15 protein-coding genes are annotated in these 15,751 nt (G+C 41.5%); 3 read left to right on the forward strand and 12 right to left on the reverse strand.

Annotation, left to right across the window (positions count from 1 at the left end):
• The first annotated feature begins 134 nt into the window (after positions 1 to 134).
• Positions 135 to 911: an NAD(+) diphosphatase gene (nudC, locus tag BQ5338_RS03120; RefSeq protein WP_071145346.1), complete on the forward strand. Its 777-nt coding sequence runs from the start codon at positions 135 to 137 to the stop codon at positions 909 to 911.
• A 265-nt stretch (positions 912 to 1,176) separates the two neighbouring features.
• Here the strand turns inward: nudC and BQ5338_RS03125 are convergent, their stop codons facing one another.
• From BQ5338_RS03125 to BQ5338_RS03140, 4 genes are all read right to left on the reverse strand, one after another.
• Positions 1,177 to 2,922: a phospho-sugar mutase gene (locus BQ5338_RS03125; RefSeq protein WP_071145347.1), complete on the reverse strand. Its 1,746-nt coding sequence runs from the start codon at positions 2,920 to 2,922 to the stop codon at positions 1,177 to 1,179.
• 82 nt (positions 2,923 to 3,004) lie between these two features.
• A complete protein-coding gene (locus BQ5338_RS03130) occupies positions 3,005 to 4,687 on the reverse strand; it encodes a C69 family dipeptidase (protein ID WP_071145348.1) in 1,683 nt (560 codons plus the stop codon).
• A 35-nt stretch (positions 4,688 to 4,722) separates the two neighbouring features.
• On the reverse strand, positions 4,723 to 6,363 hold the full coding sequence (locus BQ5338_RS03135) for a M23 family metallopeptidase (protein ID WP_071145349.1): 1,641 nt from the start codon (positions 6,361 to 6,363) through the stop codon (positions 4,723 to 4,725).
• 138 nt (positions 6,364 to 6,501) lie between these two features.
• Complete coding sequence (locus BQ5338_RS03140) at positions 6,502 to 7,848, reverse strand: ammonium transporter (protein WP_071145350.1); 1,347 nt, start codon at positions 7,846 to 7,848, stop codon at positions 6,502 to 6,504.
• A 397-nt stretch (positions 7,849 to 8,245) separates the two neighbouring features.
• On the opposite strand from BQ5338_RS03140, the gene ald reads away from it, so the two are divergent.
• Positions 8,246 to 9,352, forward strand: coding sequence for an alanine dehydrogenase (gene ald, locus BQ5338_RS03145; protein WP_071145351.1), 1,107 nt, complete (start codon positions 8,246 to 8,248; stop codon positions 9,350 to 9,352).
• Between the two features lie 117 nt (positions 9,353 to 9,469).
• Here ald and BQ5338_RS03150 read toward each other — a convergent pair whose 3' ends face one another.
• From BQ5338_RS03150 to BQ5338_RS03180, 7 genes are all read right to left on the reverse strand, one after another.
• A complete protein-coding gene (locus BQ5338_RS03150; RefSeq protein WP_071145352.1) occupies positions 9,470 to 10,408 on the reverse strand; it encodes an NAD(P)H-dependent flavin oxidoreductase in 939 nt (312 codons plus the stop codon).
• 58 nt (positions 10,409 to 10,466) lie between these two features.
• Complete coding sequence (locus tag BQ5338_RS03155) at positions 10,467 to 11,141, reverse strand: DUF4858 domain-containing protein (protein ID WP_071145353.1); 675 nt, start codon at positions 11,139 to 11,141, stop codon at positions 10,467 to 10,469.
• A 16-nt stretch (positions 11,142 to 11,157) separates the two neighbouring features.
• Positions 11,158 to 11,685, reverse strand: coding sequence for a DUF4943 family protein (locus BQ5338_RS03160; RefSeq protein ID WP_071145354.1), 528 nt, complete (start codon positions 11,683 to 11,685; stop codon positions 11,158 to 11,160).
• A gap of 27 nt (positions 11,686 to 11,712) precedes the next feature.
• Positions 11,713 to 12,783: a porin family protein gene (locus tag BQ5338_RS03165; protein WP_071145355.1), complete on the reverse strand. Its 1,071-nt coding sequence runs from the start codon at positions 12,781 to 12,783 to the stop codon at positions 11,713 to 11,715.
• Complete coding sequence (locus BQ5338_RS03170) at positions 12,767 to 13,318, reverse strand: RNA polymerase sigma factor (RefSeq protein WP_071145356.1); 552 nt, start codon at positions 13,316 to 13,318, stop codon at positions 12,767 to 12,769. The genes BQ5338_RS03165 and BQ5338_RS03170 overlap by 17 nt, the downstream gene beginning before the upstream one ends.
• Positions 13,319 to 13,415: 97 nt before the next feature.
• The gene (nadC, locus tag BQ5338_RS03175; protein WP_071145357.1) at positions 13,416 to 14,255 is read right to left on the reverse strand and encodes a carboxylating nicotinate-nucleotide diphosphorylase; all 840 of its coding nucleotides are present in this window, start codon (positions 14,253 to 14,255) and stop codon (positions 13,416 to 13,418) included.
• The gene (locus BQ5338_RS03180) at positions 14,248 to 14,640 is read right to left on the reverse strand and encodes a DUF4783 domain-containing protein (RefSeq protein ID WP_071145853.1); all 393 of its coding nucleotides are present in this window, start codon (positions 14,638 to 14,640) and stop codon (positions 14,248 to 14,250) included. Before BQ5338_RS03180 ends, nadC begins: the two co-directional genes overlap by 8 nt.
• A gap of 112 nt (positions 14,641 to 14,752) precedes the next feature.
• Between BQ5338_RS03180 and rlmH the strand changes: the two genes are divergently transcribed.
• Complete coding sequence (gene rlmH / locus BQ5338_RS03185; protein WP_071145358.1) at positions 14,753 to 15,226, forward strand: 23S rRNA (pseudouridine(1915)-N(3))-methyltransferase RlmH; 474 nt, start codon at positions 14,753 to 14,755, stop codon at positions 15,224 to 15,226.
• Between the two features lie 25 nt (positions 15,227 to 15,251).
• Here rlmH and queF read toward each other — a convergent pair whose 3' ends face one another.
• Positions 15,252 to 15,713, reverse strand: coding sequence for a preQ(1) synthase (queF, locus tag BQ5338_RS03190; RefSeq protein WP_071145359.1), 462 nt, complete (start codon positions 15,711 to 15,713; stop codon positions 15,252 to 15,254).
• Between the last annotated feature and the right edge of the window lie 38 nt (positions 15,714 to 15,751).

Genomic DNA, 15,751 nt, shown 5'->3' on the forward strand with positions numbered 1-15,751 from the left:
TAAGTATGATTAAAAGGATACTTCCATTCATGCGTAAGCCCATCATAAAAGTACTCTTATTTACAACTAACATTTTTCACAGCATTCATTTTTTATTCCTAACTTTGCCGCAGATTATTCAAAATCTCAGAAAAATGGAATCAGCAATCGGAGAAATTCAATGGTTGGTCTTCTTCAATGACCAACTGCTACTTGAGAAACAGAAAGACGCGTATACTCTTCCGTGGGGAGAACAACCTCCTATTACACCGGAAAGTAACACCATCATACACGATATCACCACACCAAAAGGAGTACTCTGCAAAGCATTCTCTATTGATCGTGAGATTGATGAAACCGAACAGTATCTCATGACCGGACTGCGTGCCTCGTATGAGTATCTACCCTATTCACAATATCAAATAGCTGGCAAAGCGCACGAGATATTGCACTGGGACAAAAATAGTAATTTCTGTCCGGCTTGCGGCACTCCTACAGAAAAGAGGGAGCCTATAATGAAAAAATGCCCCAACTGTGGGAACGAGCTTTATCCTGCCATATCTACAGCCATTCTGGCATTGGTACGCAAAGAAGATTCTATCTTATTGGTGCATGCCCGCAACTTTCGAGGCACATTCAAGAGCCTTGTAGCAGGATTTTTGGAGACAGGAGAAACATTAGAGGAGTGCGTAGCACGTGAAGTACTGGAAGAGACAGGCCTGAAAGTGAAAAACATCACTTACTTCGGCAATCAGGCATGGCCATACCCTAGTGGATTAATGGTGGGCTTCATTGCTGATTATGAGAGTGGAGAAATAGTCTTACAAGAGGAAGAGTTAAGTGAAGGTGCGTTTTACACGAAAGACAACTTACCCGAAATACCTCGAAAGTTGAGCTTAGCTCGTAAAATGATCGATTGGTGGGTTGGATAGTCTATTTGGCAGCGATACAATCTTTATTATTTACATAATCAGAAAGTCTAGCAGAGTTAACTACTTCAGCATGGTGAACTAGTTAATTAACCACGGTGAACTAGTTAATTAACCGCGCTGATCTAGTTAGTTCAGCAAACCCTGCTCACAAGGCTTGTAGCGGGTATTAGTCCATAGTACTAAAATTTAACAATATCACTTTATTGCAAACATAAAAAGGAGGCTTATTAGGGCCTCCTTTTATTATAGAAAAATCTTATTCTAATTAAATACCAAGCGACTTCATCACTGCTTGAATCTTTTCATCGGCAGCGGCATCAGCACCTGTATAGCAGTTGCGACAGCCCATTTCGCCTTTTACTTCAACGTAAAACTTAATCTTTGGTTCCGTGCCCGATGGACGAACAGAAACCTTACTGCCATCTTCGGTGAAGTATTGAAGCACGTTGGATGTATCAGGCATATCCAAGTCGGTTACATTACCCGCAGCATCTGTTTGCTTCAAGGTCTGGTAATCTTTCACTAAGACAATCTTAGAACCGGCCATCTCTTTAGGTGGATTGTTACGGAAGTCAGTCATCATCTGCTTAATCTCTTCTGCACCACTCTTACCTTTCTTCACTACACTAATACCTTTCTCTTTTGAGAAGCCATATTCAACGTAGATATCTTGTAGCAATTGATATAAGGTTTTGCCATTATCTTTAGCCCATGCAGCGATCTCAGCTATGAGACAGCAAGCTGATACGGCATCTTTATCGCGCACAAAATCTTCGGCCAGGAAGCCATAGCTTTCTTCGCCACCACCGATATACTTCTTCACTCCTTCATTCAAACGAATTTCACGGGCAATCCATTTGAATCCGGTATAGCAATCGAGCATCTCAATGTTATTCTTATCGGCTATCTTTTTGATTAGCTCTGTAGTAACAATGGTCTTTACACAAAATTCGTTGCCTTTTATTTTGCCTAAAGCGCTGTATTGAGTAAGGATGTAATACAAGTACATCAAGCAAGTCTGGTTTCCATTAATCAGTACCCATTCTCCTTTATCATTTTTACAAGAGATACCTACACGATCGGCATCTGGATCACTAGCCATTACCAATTCGGCATCCATTTCCTTGGCTTTCTCAATAGCCATAGAAAGAGCAGCAGGTTCTTCAGGATTAGGCGATTTCACTGTAGGGAAGTCACCGCTAATCACATTTTGCTCAGGTACATCGATGATATTAGTGAAGCCCCATGATTTCAATGCACGAGGAATAAGCGTAATGCCTGTACCATGAATAGGAGTATATACAATCTTCATATCGTGATGACGCTTAATCACTTCAGGATCAATAGAGACCGTCTTCACTTGTTCGATGAAAGCGCTATCTACTGCCTCTCCAATAATTTCAATCAATTCAGGATTACCAACGAATTTAATATCAGCCGCTGAAGCTATTTTCTCTACTTCACTGATGATGCCTGTATCGTGAGGAGCCAATACTTGTGCTCCATCATCCCAGTAAGCTTTGTAACCGTTATATTCTTTTGGATTGTGTGAGGCAGTGAGGATAATTCCGCTCTGGCAGCCAAACTGACGAATAGCGAACGATATTTCAGGAGTAGGACGAAGGGCTTCAAAAAGATAAACTTTGATGCCGTTTGCCGAGAAGATGTTTGCCGATATCTCAGCAAACTTACGGCTATTGTTACGGCAATCGTGTCCTATCACTACAGAAATCTGTTTCAGCTCTTTAAAACTATTGTTCAGATAATTAGAAAGTCCTTGCGTAGCAGCACCTACAGTATAAATGTTCATACGGTTACTACCAACGCCCATTATGCCGCGCAAACCACCGGTTCCAAACTCCAAATCCCTATAGAAAGATTCGATTAATTCGGTTTTATCTTCGCTATCAAGCATTCGTTTTACTTCAGCCTGGGCTTCAGCATCATAAGCCGGAGTAAGCCACTTGGAGGCTTTTTCCGTAACTTGTTGGATTAATTCCTGATTTTCCATGAAGTTCTTATTTTATAATTAGTTATTGACTGTTGATTCTCACTCACTAGTTTACAAATGTAAAAGGATAAGTTTATAAATCCTAATTTGTAACCTTGTATCTTTCACCTGTTTGCTTCACATATTCTTCGAGAAACTCTTTGGGATAGCCTGGGCGAAGCACTCCGGCCGGTTGACCGATGGAATTACGTTCAAATTGGCCATTCTTAACACGTTTCACCACGCCATCGTTGTACTTCACAATAAGGAATTCTCCCAGATGTTTCCATACATTGAAGGTGTTTTGAGCAGTAATAGCGGTATATTTGGTCAGAAAAGCTTTTGCTTCGGCAGGGTTTTTCTCATACATTTTGGCGGCCGTAGCTTCAACTCCTTCTTGTGATTGATTCAAAAATGTTTCAAGTTCTTTCTGCGTAGCACGTACATCATCTATCATTAAGCTATAACGCGGGTAAACCATGTTGGCTACCCAGTTAAAGATCCAGAAAGAAGAATTCCACGAGAAAGTGATATAATCGGCACCATTGCGTGCATAACAAGCCGGAACTGTATCTGTGCAACAATATACAGGAGTAAAGACAGTCATGTTGGCATCATCAACACCAAACCAAAGTACTCCACCAATCGCATCGGGTTTGTCTGCTCGCATCTGAGCAACAAACACAAAGCCTGTCTGCTGAGTAGAGATGGGACGTTCATTGAAATACTCCTGATCTCCCACTTTGAAAGTTAGCGGTGAAAGGCGGTAAGGGGTTTTATAAGGACCGGCTCCGAAGTCATTTGAAATGTCGAGTGCGGTACCTTCATAATGGTTACGCATGGCATTTTTTACATCTTGAACGGAGATCTTACGATTCGGTTTCACAAACAACGGCATAGGATCATTATTTTTTCCTTGTACATAAGGAAGAAAGGCTGCCCCCTGATCGGTAAACATGTTGAAATAGCTCCATACGCGAGCTTCACAGAAACGGCGAGCGCCAAAGTCAAGCGGCGCATAAGCATCCGCAAAACTAAAATCTTTGTTGATGCCATTGAAATATCCTTTTTCACGAGCAAACGAAATGACGTCCGAAGAATAGACACAATTCTCCTTATCATCCATATTGAACTTATGAATACGTGATTGGTTGGCGTGTGCAGAGATACAATCATCAGGCACACGAACAGCTACCCAAACAGCGCCACGAATGCCCGGTCCTTTGCCAATCATCTCCATGATCCAGACCTCATTGGGGTCGGCAATTGTGAATGATTCTCCACTACTATAGTATCCGTATTGCTTCACAAGGTCTGTCATGATCTTAACGGCTTCGCGAGCTGAACGAGAGCGTTGCAAGCCAATGTATATCAAACTACCATAATCAATAATTGCTGTACTATCAACCAATTCTGGACGTCCGCCAAAAGTTGTTTCGCCAATAGTTACCTGAAATTCGTTCATGTTACCAATTACATTATAGGTCTGCTTGGCTTGTTCTATCTGACCTAAGTACTTATTAGTATCCCACTCAAAAACATTGAGCATTGCACCTTTGGGGTAAGTTGCCGCCGGATAATGATAAAGTTCACCAAACAATCCGTATGAATCGGCAGAATATGAAACAATGGTAGATCCGTCTGCCGAGGCACTCTTTCCTACGATTAAATTGGTACAAGCGGATGTTTTTGCCACAAACGCTACTAAAAAGAGGGCACACAAGAGGAAAGTTCCTCTTCCTGTTGTTGGCAAAGCTCCGCCTTGCTCACTAAAATGTTCCTTCATCATAAATTTATTCTATTTGTTATTATTTCTATTTCTTAGAATGTGTCTCGCATAACTGTCACATTGCCACAATTATCCGTCACCGTAACTTCTACTTTATGTTTACCCATGCGGCTCACCCGACGTGAATCTATCGTACAGATCAATCTGTCGGTCATCATTTCCCAGCCAAAGAGAGCATACTTACCATCGATAGTTCCTCTATACGAACGAATACCTGTCTCTCTGTCTTTGATATGATAAACGATTCGACCTGAACGGTTCCAAGCATTCTTGTTTACCGCAACAACTTTCGGTGGAATGGTATCGATTGCCACAGTATATGTACCCAGAGTTAATATCTTAGCTGTGACAAAGCCATTTGCATATTTTCCACCCACGCTGTACATCTGTCTACCTGACACACGAGCCACATAATATTTAGCGGTATCACTTACCATCTTGCGACGAACGCCTATGGAAAGTTCACAAGCCGAGTGCAGTGGAATAGCTTCATCATTTATTTGATAGGTATAGGCCACAGCGCCGGAGTCAGCACGAACATTGAAAAACAAAGGCAGGTCTTCATACAATGTTCCTTTGGGTATGATGAGGGTCATTCCCGGTTCCTGCAAATAATTCATTTTATCCCAGGCAAAGAGATACTTTTCACGATGCACCAACGGATCAATCGTTTGGCGTTTACCATGAACAACAAAACGACAGCGAGAAGTATTGCCATAGAAATCTTTCAGCTCGTACACAAAGTGATAGTCTCGTTCTTCATTAATATCGATTAATCCTCTCGTTTCATTTCCGGCACGAAGCATCCGAAGCGTATTACCGGGATCAATGAAAGATTTCATGTAGTCTCCATATACCCACGAATTAACCATGCGGTTTTCATCGGCCGAGTAACGATCTACCGTACTGCGAAAGGTCTCTTTCCCGTCTACAGTAAGCACAACGGAGTACACCCCATAGCGATTGGATGTACCCGGCATATAGTCGTATGCTCTAATTGCCGATCCGATCCATCCCCATGCTTCAATGGGACGCAAAACATTGGGCATAATTCGTTTTTTCTGCTGCCTGCCTTCAACCACTCCTCTACCTAGCTGGGGGAAAAGGATGATTCCACTAGCCTGCGGTGCACGATTATCTTTTATATAATTTTTGAAGAAAGGAATCGGATCAACTCGATCACCCGTAGCATCTTCAATCAAATCAACGTGTAGATGAGGTCCAAAAGAGTAACCGGAGTTTCCGCTCCAAGCTATTTGCTGCCCAGCATGTACAGGATACTCCGTCGGATCAAGCGTAAAGTCAACCTCCCATGTTTCATGTTCATACTGGTAAGCCTCAACACGTTGAGCAATCGAAGAAACAAAGTTTAAAAGATGTCGATAAATGGTCGTATACCCGTTAGTATAATGCACATAAAGCATGCAACCCGAGCCATGAGTAACCAATACACGCGAAATATAACCATCAGCTAACGCAAAAACTTTTTTACCTATTACGTTGCCCGTCTTAAAGTCGAGCCCGCCGTGAAAATGATTAGGGCGTAATTCTCCAAAGTTACCACTAAGTGTAAGAGGAATATCAAGAGGAGGAACGAAAGTGGTGACTGCACTTGTTTGGCAATGCCCTTCGACACTACCAAACAACAGCAAAGCCACTATATATTTTTTCATGTAAATGCAGTTTTAATTCAGAACTGCAAACTTAATGATTTTAATCCAAAGAGTACATTTGAATTATAATAAAACCACGCTAAAAAGCCCTATTTTAAGAGTATATTAACCTGATTCATCATGCTACCAGTTCAATATTTAATGCTTTTCGGGCTCATCTTCCAAGTATTCAGCGAGTTCGCGCTCACCGGATCCAATACCATATTGCTCATCATGTTGACTGATATCTAAGCCAATTTGCTCACTCTCTGCAGAAACACGCATCGGAATCATCTTGTTTGTAAGCCAATACAAAGCGTATGTTACCACAAAAGTATACACAGAGACAATTACCACAGCAAGTAAGTGAACCAAGAAAACATGGATATGTCCGGCTACCAAACCATTCACAAATACACCAGTCAGAATTGTTCCTAAAATACCACCGACACCATGTGTAGGAAAAACATCAAGCGCATCGTCTACAAAATTCTTGTTTTTCCAATGAACGGCAACGTTACAAACAATTGTAGTAACCAAAGCAATAAAGATACTCTGCCCTATAGTTACATAACCAGCCGAAGGAGTAATGGCAACCAGACCGACTACTGCTCCGATAGCAGCTCCCATGGCAGAAGGTTTACGTCCACGCAAACAGTCGAAAAATACCCAGACCAACATAGCCGTAGCCGATGCGGTATTGGTATTTAAGAAAGCTTTCACAGCAACGCCATTTGCAGCCAAAGAAGAGCCTGCATTAAAGCCAAACCATCCCAACCAAAGCATAGCAGCTCCCAAAATGACGAAAGGAATATTCGCCGGAGCATGAGAAACCTTTTGATCATTGCGTTTGCCTAGAAACATGGCACCAGCCAGCGCCGCCACACCCGAAGAAGCATGCACCACTATACCACCGGCAAAATCGACAACTCCCATCTGACGAAGAAATCCATCGGGATGCCATGTCCAGTGTGCCAAGGGACAATAAACAAAAATGCAAAAAAGCATCATAAATACGAGATATGCAGAGAAGCGAACGCGCTCAGCAAATGAGCCTGTAATCAAAGAAGGAGTGATAATGGCAAACTTCATCTGAAACAATGCAAAAAGGGCCAGTGGAATGGTTGGCGCTAACAGTTCATTAGTCTTGGCCCCTACTCCACTAAACATAAAGAAAGTAGCGGGATTGCCAACAAAGCTGCCTATATCATCGCCAAAAGCCAGACTAAATCCAAACACAACCCAAATAACACTAATCACCCCCATGGCAATAAAACTCTGCAGAATGGTGGAGATTACATTCTTCTGGCGAACCATCCCCCCATAAAACAATGAGAGGCCGGGAGTCATCATTAATACAAAGATAGTGGCAGTTATCATCCAAGCCACATCAGCATAGTTCACTTTTGCATCTGGTTCCCACAAATCGGCCGACTCAGGAGTAAAGACTCCAATAATACTAATGATGACCATAAGGGTCATCAGAATAATCCAACGCTTCTTCATCTAATACTACTTTTATTGGTTATATTGCTTATTCAATTTCATTTTGACACATATTAAAGCGTATCTATTCCATTTTTATAAATCGACCGCAAAAGTAGTAAACATATAGATAATACAAAAATAAAATCAGGATAAAACAAACATAAAGAAGGAATAAAGATAGAATCAGTATCATATTAACCCAAATAACCCATTATGAATTATAATTTAGAAAGACAATAAACATATATATAGTCAATTCGAAAGCCAATAAACCTACATTTTAAAACAAAACGGGCACCATATCTACCAAATCGAAATATTTATAACACTTTGATCAAAAAACAGAATGACAGAATAACAACAAATATAGAATATCACTATCTTGCGCCATCTTTAACCCCCAAATCAAATCATTATGATAATTGGAATCCCAAAAGAAATCAAAAACAATGAGAATCGAGTAGGTATGACACCTGCCGGAGTTCGTGAAATGGCCAAGAAAGGCCACACAATGTATGTACAGCACACAGCTGGTGAAGGAAGTGGATTTACCGATGAAGAATATGTGGCAGCCGGAGCAACCATACTCCCCACTATTGAAGAGGTATATGCAACTGCCGAAATGATCGTTAAAGTAAAAGAACCTATTGCACCTGAGTACAAGCTCATCAAGAAAGGTCAATTGCTGTTCACTTACTTTCATTTTGCTTCAGACGAAGAACTAACGCATGCCATGATTGCTAGTGACGCCATCTGCCTAGCTTATGAGACAGTCAAGAAGGCCGATGGATCATTGCCTTTACTTATTCCGATGAGTGAAGTAGCAGGACGCATGGCCGTACAAGAGGGTGCGCGCTTTCTTGAGAAGCCACAAGGTGGAAAAGGTATTCTCCTAGGAGGAGTACCGGGAGTAAGACCGGCAAAAGTGCTAATTCTAGGTGGGGGTGTAGTGGGTACACATGCTGCCATGTTGGCTGCGGGAGCCGGAGCTGATGTTACAGTCACCGACATTTCTCTTCCACGTTTGCGCTATCTAAGCGAAGTGTTACCTAAGAACGTGAAAACGCTTTATTCTTCTGAGCACAACATTAAGGCCGAACTACCTTCAACGAATCTTGTTGTAGGATCTGTGCTTATTCCGGGCGACAAAGCTCCACACCTTATTACTAAGGAAATGTTGAAACTGATGCAACCGGGTACTGTAATGGTCGACGTAGCTATCGATCAGGGTGGTTGCTTTGAAACATCACACGCTACAAGCCATAGCGAACCTATTTACGTAGTAGACGGAATAGTACATTATGCCGTAGCAAACATTCCTGGAGCTGTGCCTTATACTTCAACACTTGCATTGACCAATGCTTCACTGCCTTATGCTATGGCATTAGCTGAAAAAGGATGGAAAACTGCCTGCAAAGAAGATGCTGCACTTGCAGCCGGACTAAATATTGTAGAAGGAAAAGTTACTTTCAAAGCTGTAGCAGATATCTATGGCTTGAAATACGAACCAATTACCTTGTAGTTCGAATTGAAGGGTCCTTAAAAAAAATAGAGGGTGTGTCAAAAACTGACCATCCTCTATTTTTTATATCACAATGTCTTATCTATCAAGATGCTATGACTGGGAACGATTTTACGCCTACCACAAGTATGATTTAGCCACTGCTATCTGATAAGTATCCACTAGTTCGTGCATAACCTCATCAACTGTTTCAATCTTGCTAAACAAAGAGGCGATTTGACCAATCTCTAACTCACCTTCATCAATCTCTCCTTCAAAGATTCCTTTTTTGGCACGACCCTTTCCTAGAATCTCTCGTAATTCTTCAGCTGACGCTCCACGATTTTCAGCTTCTTCTACTGCATCACGAAAAGCGTTCTTTACCAAACGAGTAGGTGCTAGTTTTTTAAGATGTAACTTAGTATCACCTTCATCCAACTTTAGACAGTATTCTTTAAAAGCGTCACTTGCAGAACTCTCTGTAGTGAGAGCAAAACGTGTTCCTATTTGCGCACCTTCGGCTCCAAGCACAGAGACAGCAAAAATAGCCTCGCCAGTAGCAATACCACCGGCAGCAATCAAAGGCAAAGTAGTTGCTTTCCTTACAGAAGGTATCAAACAAAGAGTGGTTGTCTCTTCTCTACCGTTGTGCCCACCGGCTTCAAATCCTTCGGCTACAATGGCATCTACTCCCGCAGCCTCACACTTCGCAGCAAACTTAGCAGATGAAACCACATGGGCAACAATAATACCGCGTTCTTTGAGCCAAGAAGTCCATGTCTTAGGATTTCCGGCAGAGGTAAAGACTATTTTCACCCCTTCATCGGCAATAATATTCATTATTTCGTCTATTTGGGGATACATCAATGGGATGTTTACTCCGAAAGGTTTATCCGTAGCAGCCTTGCATTTGCGAATATGCTCACGCAATACTTCAGGATGCATAGAACCGGAACCAATCAAACCAAGTCCACCGGCATTACTCACTGCTGAAGCTAATTTCCAGCCACTGCACCACACCATTCCTGCTTGTATTATAGGATATTGGATACCAAAAAGAGAAGATATTCTATTCATAGCGCTATTCTTTTAAATGAGTTACAAAAGTAAAGCACAGACACAGAACAACCAAATATTAACGAACCTTATTTCCCGGCACACCATCACGAAAGAAGACTGTTGTGGAATCACCATACTGGTTCAACACATCAAGCGTACGAGCACGACGTTTTCGCCCCTTCTTATCCCAAAACTCTTTCGTAAAAGGTTTACTAAAATCATAACCTGAGGCACCAGTACCCTCCCATGCACCCACTGCCATGTTATTGGCCCGAGCAGCCAAAGGATTATAGCGCAACCCAGTCGCTTCTATCTCTTCAAGCGACCTGCGATAACCACCATCAAGAGGATGTTTAGCCCAATTGGAAGGAATAGTTAGTGAGTACAACATCTCAAACGGATTTGATTTATAAGTGTTTTCTTTCACACTAATACTCTTCTTATAAACAGGGTCATAATTAAACTTTGTGTTGGCACTATAAGGCATCAACGTTAGCATCATTTTCTTTTTCTCGGGCAAGGCAGACGGAAGAGCTTCATTAGCCTTGAGAGCGGATTCATCATCTATATATAGAGGCACACCTATCACCTTCCCTATCTTTAATTGTTTTAAGACATTCGGATTGAGTTTAATTTCTCCATCGCTTTCCAGCAAACGATGCAAATTGATTGAATCCTTCTTGGTCCATTGTGCTTGTGCGAACAGATAAAATGAACTAAGAAGTAAAAAGAGAAATATGCGTTTTGTCATTTACATCATCATTAGTTTACCACCAACGATACCCACTTCCACAAAGAGGGTCGTCAAAACAGGGGCTTACTGACCACTCTGTTTTTGGATATCGAACATTCTCCCACCAGTAACGATAACGCTTTGCAGCATCATGCACTTCTTGGTCGGAAAGGAAATAAATTCCTTCATAGTTTAGAGCATCAGCTCGCACCATTTTACACCCTAAAGAAGCATATTGTCCCAACCGAATACTCTCTACGATCCACAACATGCATTCTCCCAAACGAACTTTGGAACCAAAATACACAGAGACGGGCGGTAATGGAAATGAAGGGATAACAGTAAGGTCTTCTGAGTAGCTCAACAATTCAGGAATATCTTCCTTAGTAAACCGAGGCACTTCAACATATCCTTCAGGGCCTTTAGTTTTATATGTTCCGTCCTTAAGTTGCTTTACAAAAAGGTCCACGTCGGGATTGTTATAATCTACCGCTTCTTCATTGCAGCTTGTGCATGACATTGCCAACAGTACTGTCAGCATCACAAATAAAGTTTTTTTCATACTTTTGTGTTTTTGATAATACGTTGATTAATAAGTCATCCTCACTCCGCAAAGCAGATTTAGGTTGGTAGATTTACGAGAACGTGCAGTTTCCCAGTCTGAATCAGGGCTAAAGTGATGAGCAATACCAGGTTCGGCAAATAAAGCAAATTTATCGCTGATTTTATATCGCACTCCTAAGCCTGCAGTTAGAGATAGTTGAATAGGCTCGCTATTGAAATCATTCCGTGGAGCGCCAGCCACACACTTATCTAGTAATCCTCCCAAGGAGGCATATACATCCAACTTACGATTGTTTGCTATCAGAAGGTTCACTTTAACAGGAATACCCAAATAATGCATATTGCCATTTTCGGGACTTTGCTCGCAAGAGTAAGCGAGTCCGGATTCTACAGAGAAGCGCTTAGTGATTTGTTTTTCTATCGTAACGCTTGCAGCAACAGGAAGACGCAGATTGTCGGCAGCAGCCAATGAAAGTCCGGCACCCGCCTTCACAGCCCAAGAAGATTCTTTTTCTTTATTAGAGTTTCTCGTTTTAGAAGGTTTCACATCAGTAAAAGTAGATGGATCTTCTGTGCTCTCACTAGAAGCCATCGCAGTTTGCTGTTGTTGTTGAGTTCGCTGTTTATTACGAGAAGTATAGGAAGAAGATGAAGAAATAGAGAACGACATGGAAACTGTTATAGAAACGGTTGAGTCATTCTGTCCTTCTTCACTATTATTATCGGGTGATGCTAAGATTCCAAACGAACGAGGAGCAGGTTTTGGTAAGACTGACGCTGTATGTATAGGAGGTAAGTGGTCTCTCACAACATCCGCATTCAGTTGACCCTCAGCTCCGGCAGAGATCTCTACTTTAGTAAAAGCATCAGCAATCTCTTCTTTGGGTGAGAAGAACCAAAAAGCAGCCGACGAAGCCATAAGCACAAGCAGTACAGAAGCAGCTGCAGTGAAACGATAAAGATATAACCGACGACGATGAACAGCCACCGGAATATCCTTCTCTAATTCCTCCCAGAAATGATCTCTCACCGGCATTTCAGCATGTGCCAGCCGTGAGCGAAACAATTCAGTTAATTCATCATTTTCTTTCTTCATGATTCAAATATTCTTTAATTCTTTTTGCCAGCAAACACTTGGCTCGGTGCAACTGTGAGGTAGATGAATGCTCCTTTATATGAAGCATCTCTGCTATCTCTTTGTGCGATTTCTCGTCGAAAACGAACAAGTTGAAAACCGTGCGGCAACCATCAGGCAGCTCAGCTACAAAAGCCATCAGCTGTTCTTCCGTTATTTGACTAGCATTGTCCTTCTCTGGAAGATCAGGGATATCAGGGATTTCCTCTTCGTGTACAATCGTTCGACTTATACGTTTCTGCTTCCGCAGATAATCGATTGCTTGAGTTATCATCACCTTAGTTATCCATGTACCAAGCGATGCTTCACCCCGGAAAGAAAATCCGGTAAATATCTTAATGAAAGCATCGTGTAATACATCGTGAGCTGCATCCATATCGCCGGTATAGCGGTAACACACCGCTAGCATTTTATTGGAATAGAGGGTGTAAAGTTGCTTGCGAGCCAGGTTGTTTCCCGCCCTACAACCTTTAATTAGTTCTATCTCATTTTCCAACTTAAGTGCTTTTTACCAGTCGTATGTCTGCGTCGTTTGTAAATTAGACGCAGTGACTAAATGAATGCTGCAAAGAAAAGTATTAAAGAATATTAAATCAACAAGCCTTAAAACTCATATCAAGACCTTTCACCGAGTGAGTGAGTGCACCCACGGAGATGTAATCCACTCCACACACAGCATAATCACGCAATGTATCGAAAGTGATGCCCCCCGAAGATTCAGTTTCATAGTGTCCGCCAATCATTTCCACTGCTTTTTTAGTGTTTACAGGAGTGAAGTTATCAAGCATGATGCGATCTACTCCACCAATAGCAAGCACCTGATTCAGCTCATCAAAGTTTCTCACCTCAATTTCTATTTTCAGGTCTTTACCTTTCTGCTTACAGTAGTCTTTGGCACGAGAGATGGCTTTATCTATGCCACCGGCAAAATCCACATGATTATCTTTCAGCAGAATCATATCGAAAAGACCAATACGGTGATTTACACCTCCTCCAATCTTGACAGCAGCCTTTTCGAGCATGCGCAAACCCGGAGTAGTCTTGCGGGTATCAAGTACACGAGTATTCGTTCCTTCGAGTTGTTTCACATAACGGCGAGTCATAGTAGCGATGCCACTCATGCGTTGCATTACGTTGAGCATCAAGCGTTCGGTTTGTAGCAGAGACTGCACTTTACCTTCCACGACCATAGCTATGTCTCCCGGTTTTACTTCAGCACCATCATTGATAAATACTTCTACCTTCATTTCCGGATCGAAGCGATGAAAAATCTCTTTTGCTATTTCTATTCCAGCCAGCACACCTGCTTCTTTAATAAGAAGTTTGGACTTACCCATAGCAGTCGGAGGAATACAAGACAGTGTGGTATGATCTCCATCTCCTATATCTTCAGCGAAAGCGAGATCAATCAATTTATCTATTAGCTCATTCATTGGTTTTATCTATTCTTATTTGATGAATTAAATATTTATTTTCAAGACGTTTAAGAAAACAATTCACTCTAAAACTGCCATTGCTGGTCGTTAGAGTTCCAACTATAAAACTGGATTCATCACGTTTACCCTGATGATTCACGGTAAACCCGTTGACCTTATTTTCTGCAAAAAAAGTAGTCATTGCGTTCTCTGCTTGCGATTTGCCGAAATTTGAAGCTTTATTGAGAACAATCAAATCAACCTTGTCAGCCATATATTTGGCGAGTTCTTGAGCACTTCCTTTCTTAAATGCCACATCTATACCAGTCGGAACTTCCTGAGCAGAAAGTGTAAACATAAGCAAGAACATGCTGCTAATCCATAGAAATACTGTTTTTTTCATCATATACAAGTATTAAATGACAAGCAAAGGTAAGTATTTATATATAAATACAACAAAAAAGGACTACTTTTGTGGACTTAAAGCCTTGCAAGGAGCAATTAAAACATAAAAAATGAGAACAACATTACTCGTAGTAGGACGCACCGTAGAACAACACTACATCACTGCCATCAATGATTATACAGAACGTACCAAACACTTCATCTCATTTGAAATAGAGGTGATTCCGGAACTTAAGAACACTAAAAATCTCACGGCCGACCAACAAAAGGAAAAAGAAGGAGAATTAATCTGTAAGGCCTTTCAGCCCGGTGATGTCATCGTACTGTTGGACGAATTTGGAAAAGAATTTCGCTCGGTAGACTTTGCCACCTGGATGGAGAAGAAGCTAGCCAACGTAAATAAGCGATTGATCTTTGTTATTGGAGGCCCCTATGGATTCTCACAAAAAGTCTATCAGGCTGCCCACGAAAAGATGTCACTTTCCAAAATGACGTTCTCTCACCAAATGATAAGACTTATCTTTGTAGAGCAACTCTATCGCGCCATGACCATATTGAATGGTGGACCTTATCATCACGAATAGATGTTATTCATGATGATAAGCGATTCTAGCGCATATCGTGATTCATCAAGCGATAATTTGCCATTTCTTCGTATTTTGTACCGGGACGACCATAGTTGGCATAAGGATAAATAGAAATACCACCACGTGGGGTAAACAATCCTATAACTTCGATATATTTAGGGTCCATCAACTTAATCAGATCCTTCATAATAAGATTCACACAATCTTCATGAAAAGCTCCGTGATTACGGAAACTAAACATATATAGCTTCAAGCTCTTGCTCTCCACCATCTTCACATCGGGCAGATAATTGATGCGTATTTCTGCAAAGTCGGGCTGTCCGGTGATAGGGCATAAACTTGTAAACTCCGGACAATTAAATCTCACCCAGTAATCATTATCTGGATGTTTGTTATCAAATGCCTCAAGCACTTCCGGCGCATAGTCTTGCTTATATTCTGTCTTCCTCCCTAACAGAGACAATTGATCTTTTAATTCTTCCATACTTTCTAATCGTTTATTTTCTCATTTAATTTCCAGCA

This window comes from Bacteroides ihuae (assembly GCF_900104585.1).
In the GTDB taxonomy this organism is placed as follows: domain Bacteria; phylum Bacteroidota; class Bacteroidia; order Bacteroidales; family Bacteroidaceae; genus Bacteroides; species Bacteroides ihuae.

Coding starts and splice junctions, on each gene's coding strand:
- nudC (WP_071145346.1), top strand. CDS start 135: ATGGAATCAGCAATCGGAGAAATTCAATGGTTGGTCTTCTTCAATGAC.
- BQ5338_RS03125 (WP_071145347.1), bottom strand. CDS start 2,922: ATGGAAAATCAGGAATTAATCCAACAAGTTACGGAAAAAGCCTCCAAG.
- BQ5338_RS03130 (WP_071145348.1), bottom strand. CDS start 4,687: ATGAAGGAACATTTTAGTGAGCAAGGCGGAGCTTTGCCAACAACAGGA.
- BQ5338_RS03135 (WP_071145349.1), bottom strand. CDS start 6,363: ATGAAAAAATATATAGTGGCTTTGCTGTTGTTTGGTAGTGTCGAAGGG.
- BQ5338_RS03140 (WP_071145350.1), bottom strand. CDS start 7,848: ATGAAGAAGCGTTGGATTATTCTGATGACCCTTATGGTCATCATTAGT.
- ald (WP_071145351.1), top strand. CDS start 8,246: ATGATAATTGGAATCCCAAAAGAAATCAAAAACAATGAGAATCGAGTA.
- BQ5338_RS03150 (WP_071145352.1), bottom strand. CDS start 10,408: ATGAATAGAATATCTTCTCTTTTTGGTATCCAATATCCTATAATACAA.
- BQ5338_RS03155 (WP_071145353.1), bottom strand. CDS start 11,141: ATGACAAAACGCATATTTCTCTTTTTACTTCTTAGTTCATTTTATCTG.
- BQ5338_RS03160 (WP_071145354.1), bottom strand. CDS start 11,685: ATGAAAAAAACTTTATTTGTGATGCTGACAGTACTGTTGGCAATGTCA.
- BQ5338_RS03165 (WP_071145355.1), bottom strand. CDS start 12,783: ATGAAGAAAGAAAATGATGAATTAACTGAATTGTTTCGCTCACGGCTG.
- nadC (WP_071145357.1), bottom strand. CDS start 14,255: ATGAATGAGCTAATAGATAAATTGATTGATCTCGCTTTCGCTGAAGAT.
- BQ5338_RS03180 (WP_071145853.1), bottom strand. CDS start 14,640: ATGAAAAAAACAGTATTTCTATGGATTAGCAGCATGTTCTTGCTTATG.
- rlmH (WP_071145358.1), top strand. CDS start 14,753: ATGAGAACAACATTACTCGTAGTAGGACGCACCGTAGAACAACACTAC.
- queF (WP_071145359.1), bottom strand. CDS start 15,713: ATGGAAGAATTAAAAGATCAATTGTCTCTGTTAGGGAGGAAGACAGAA.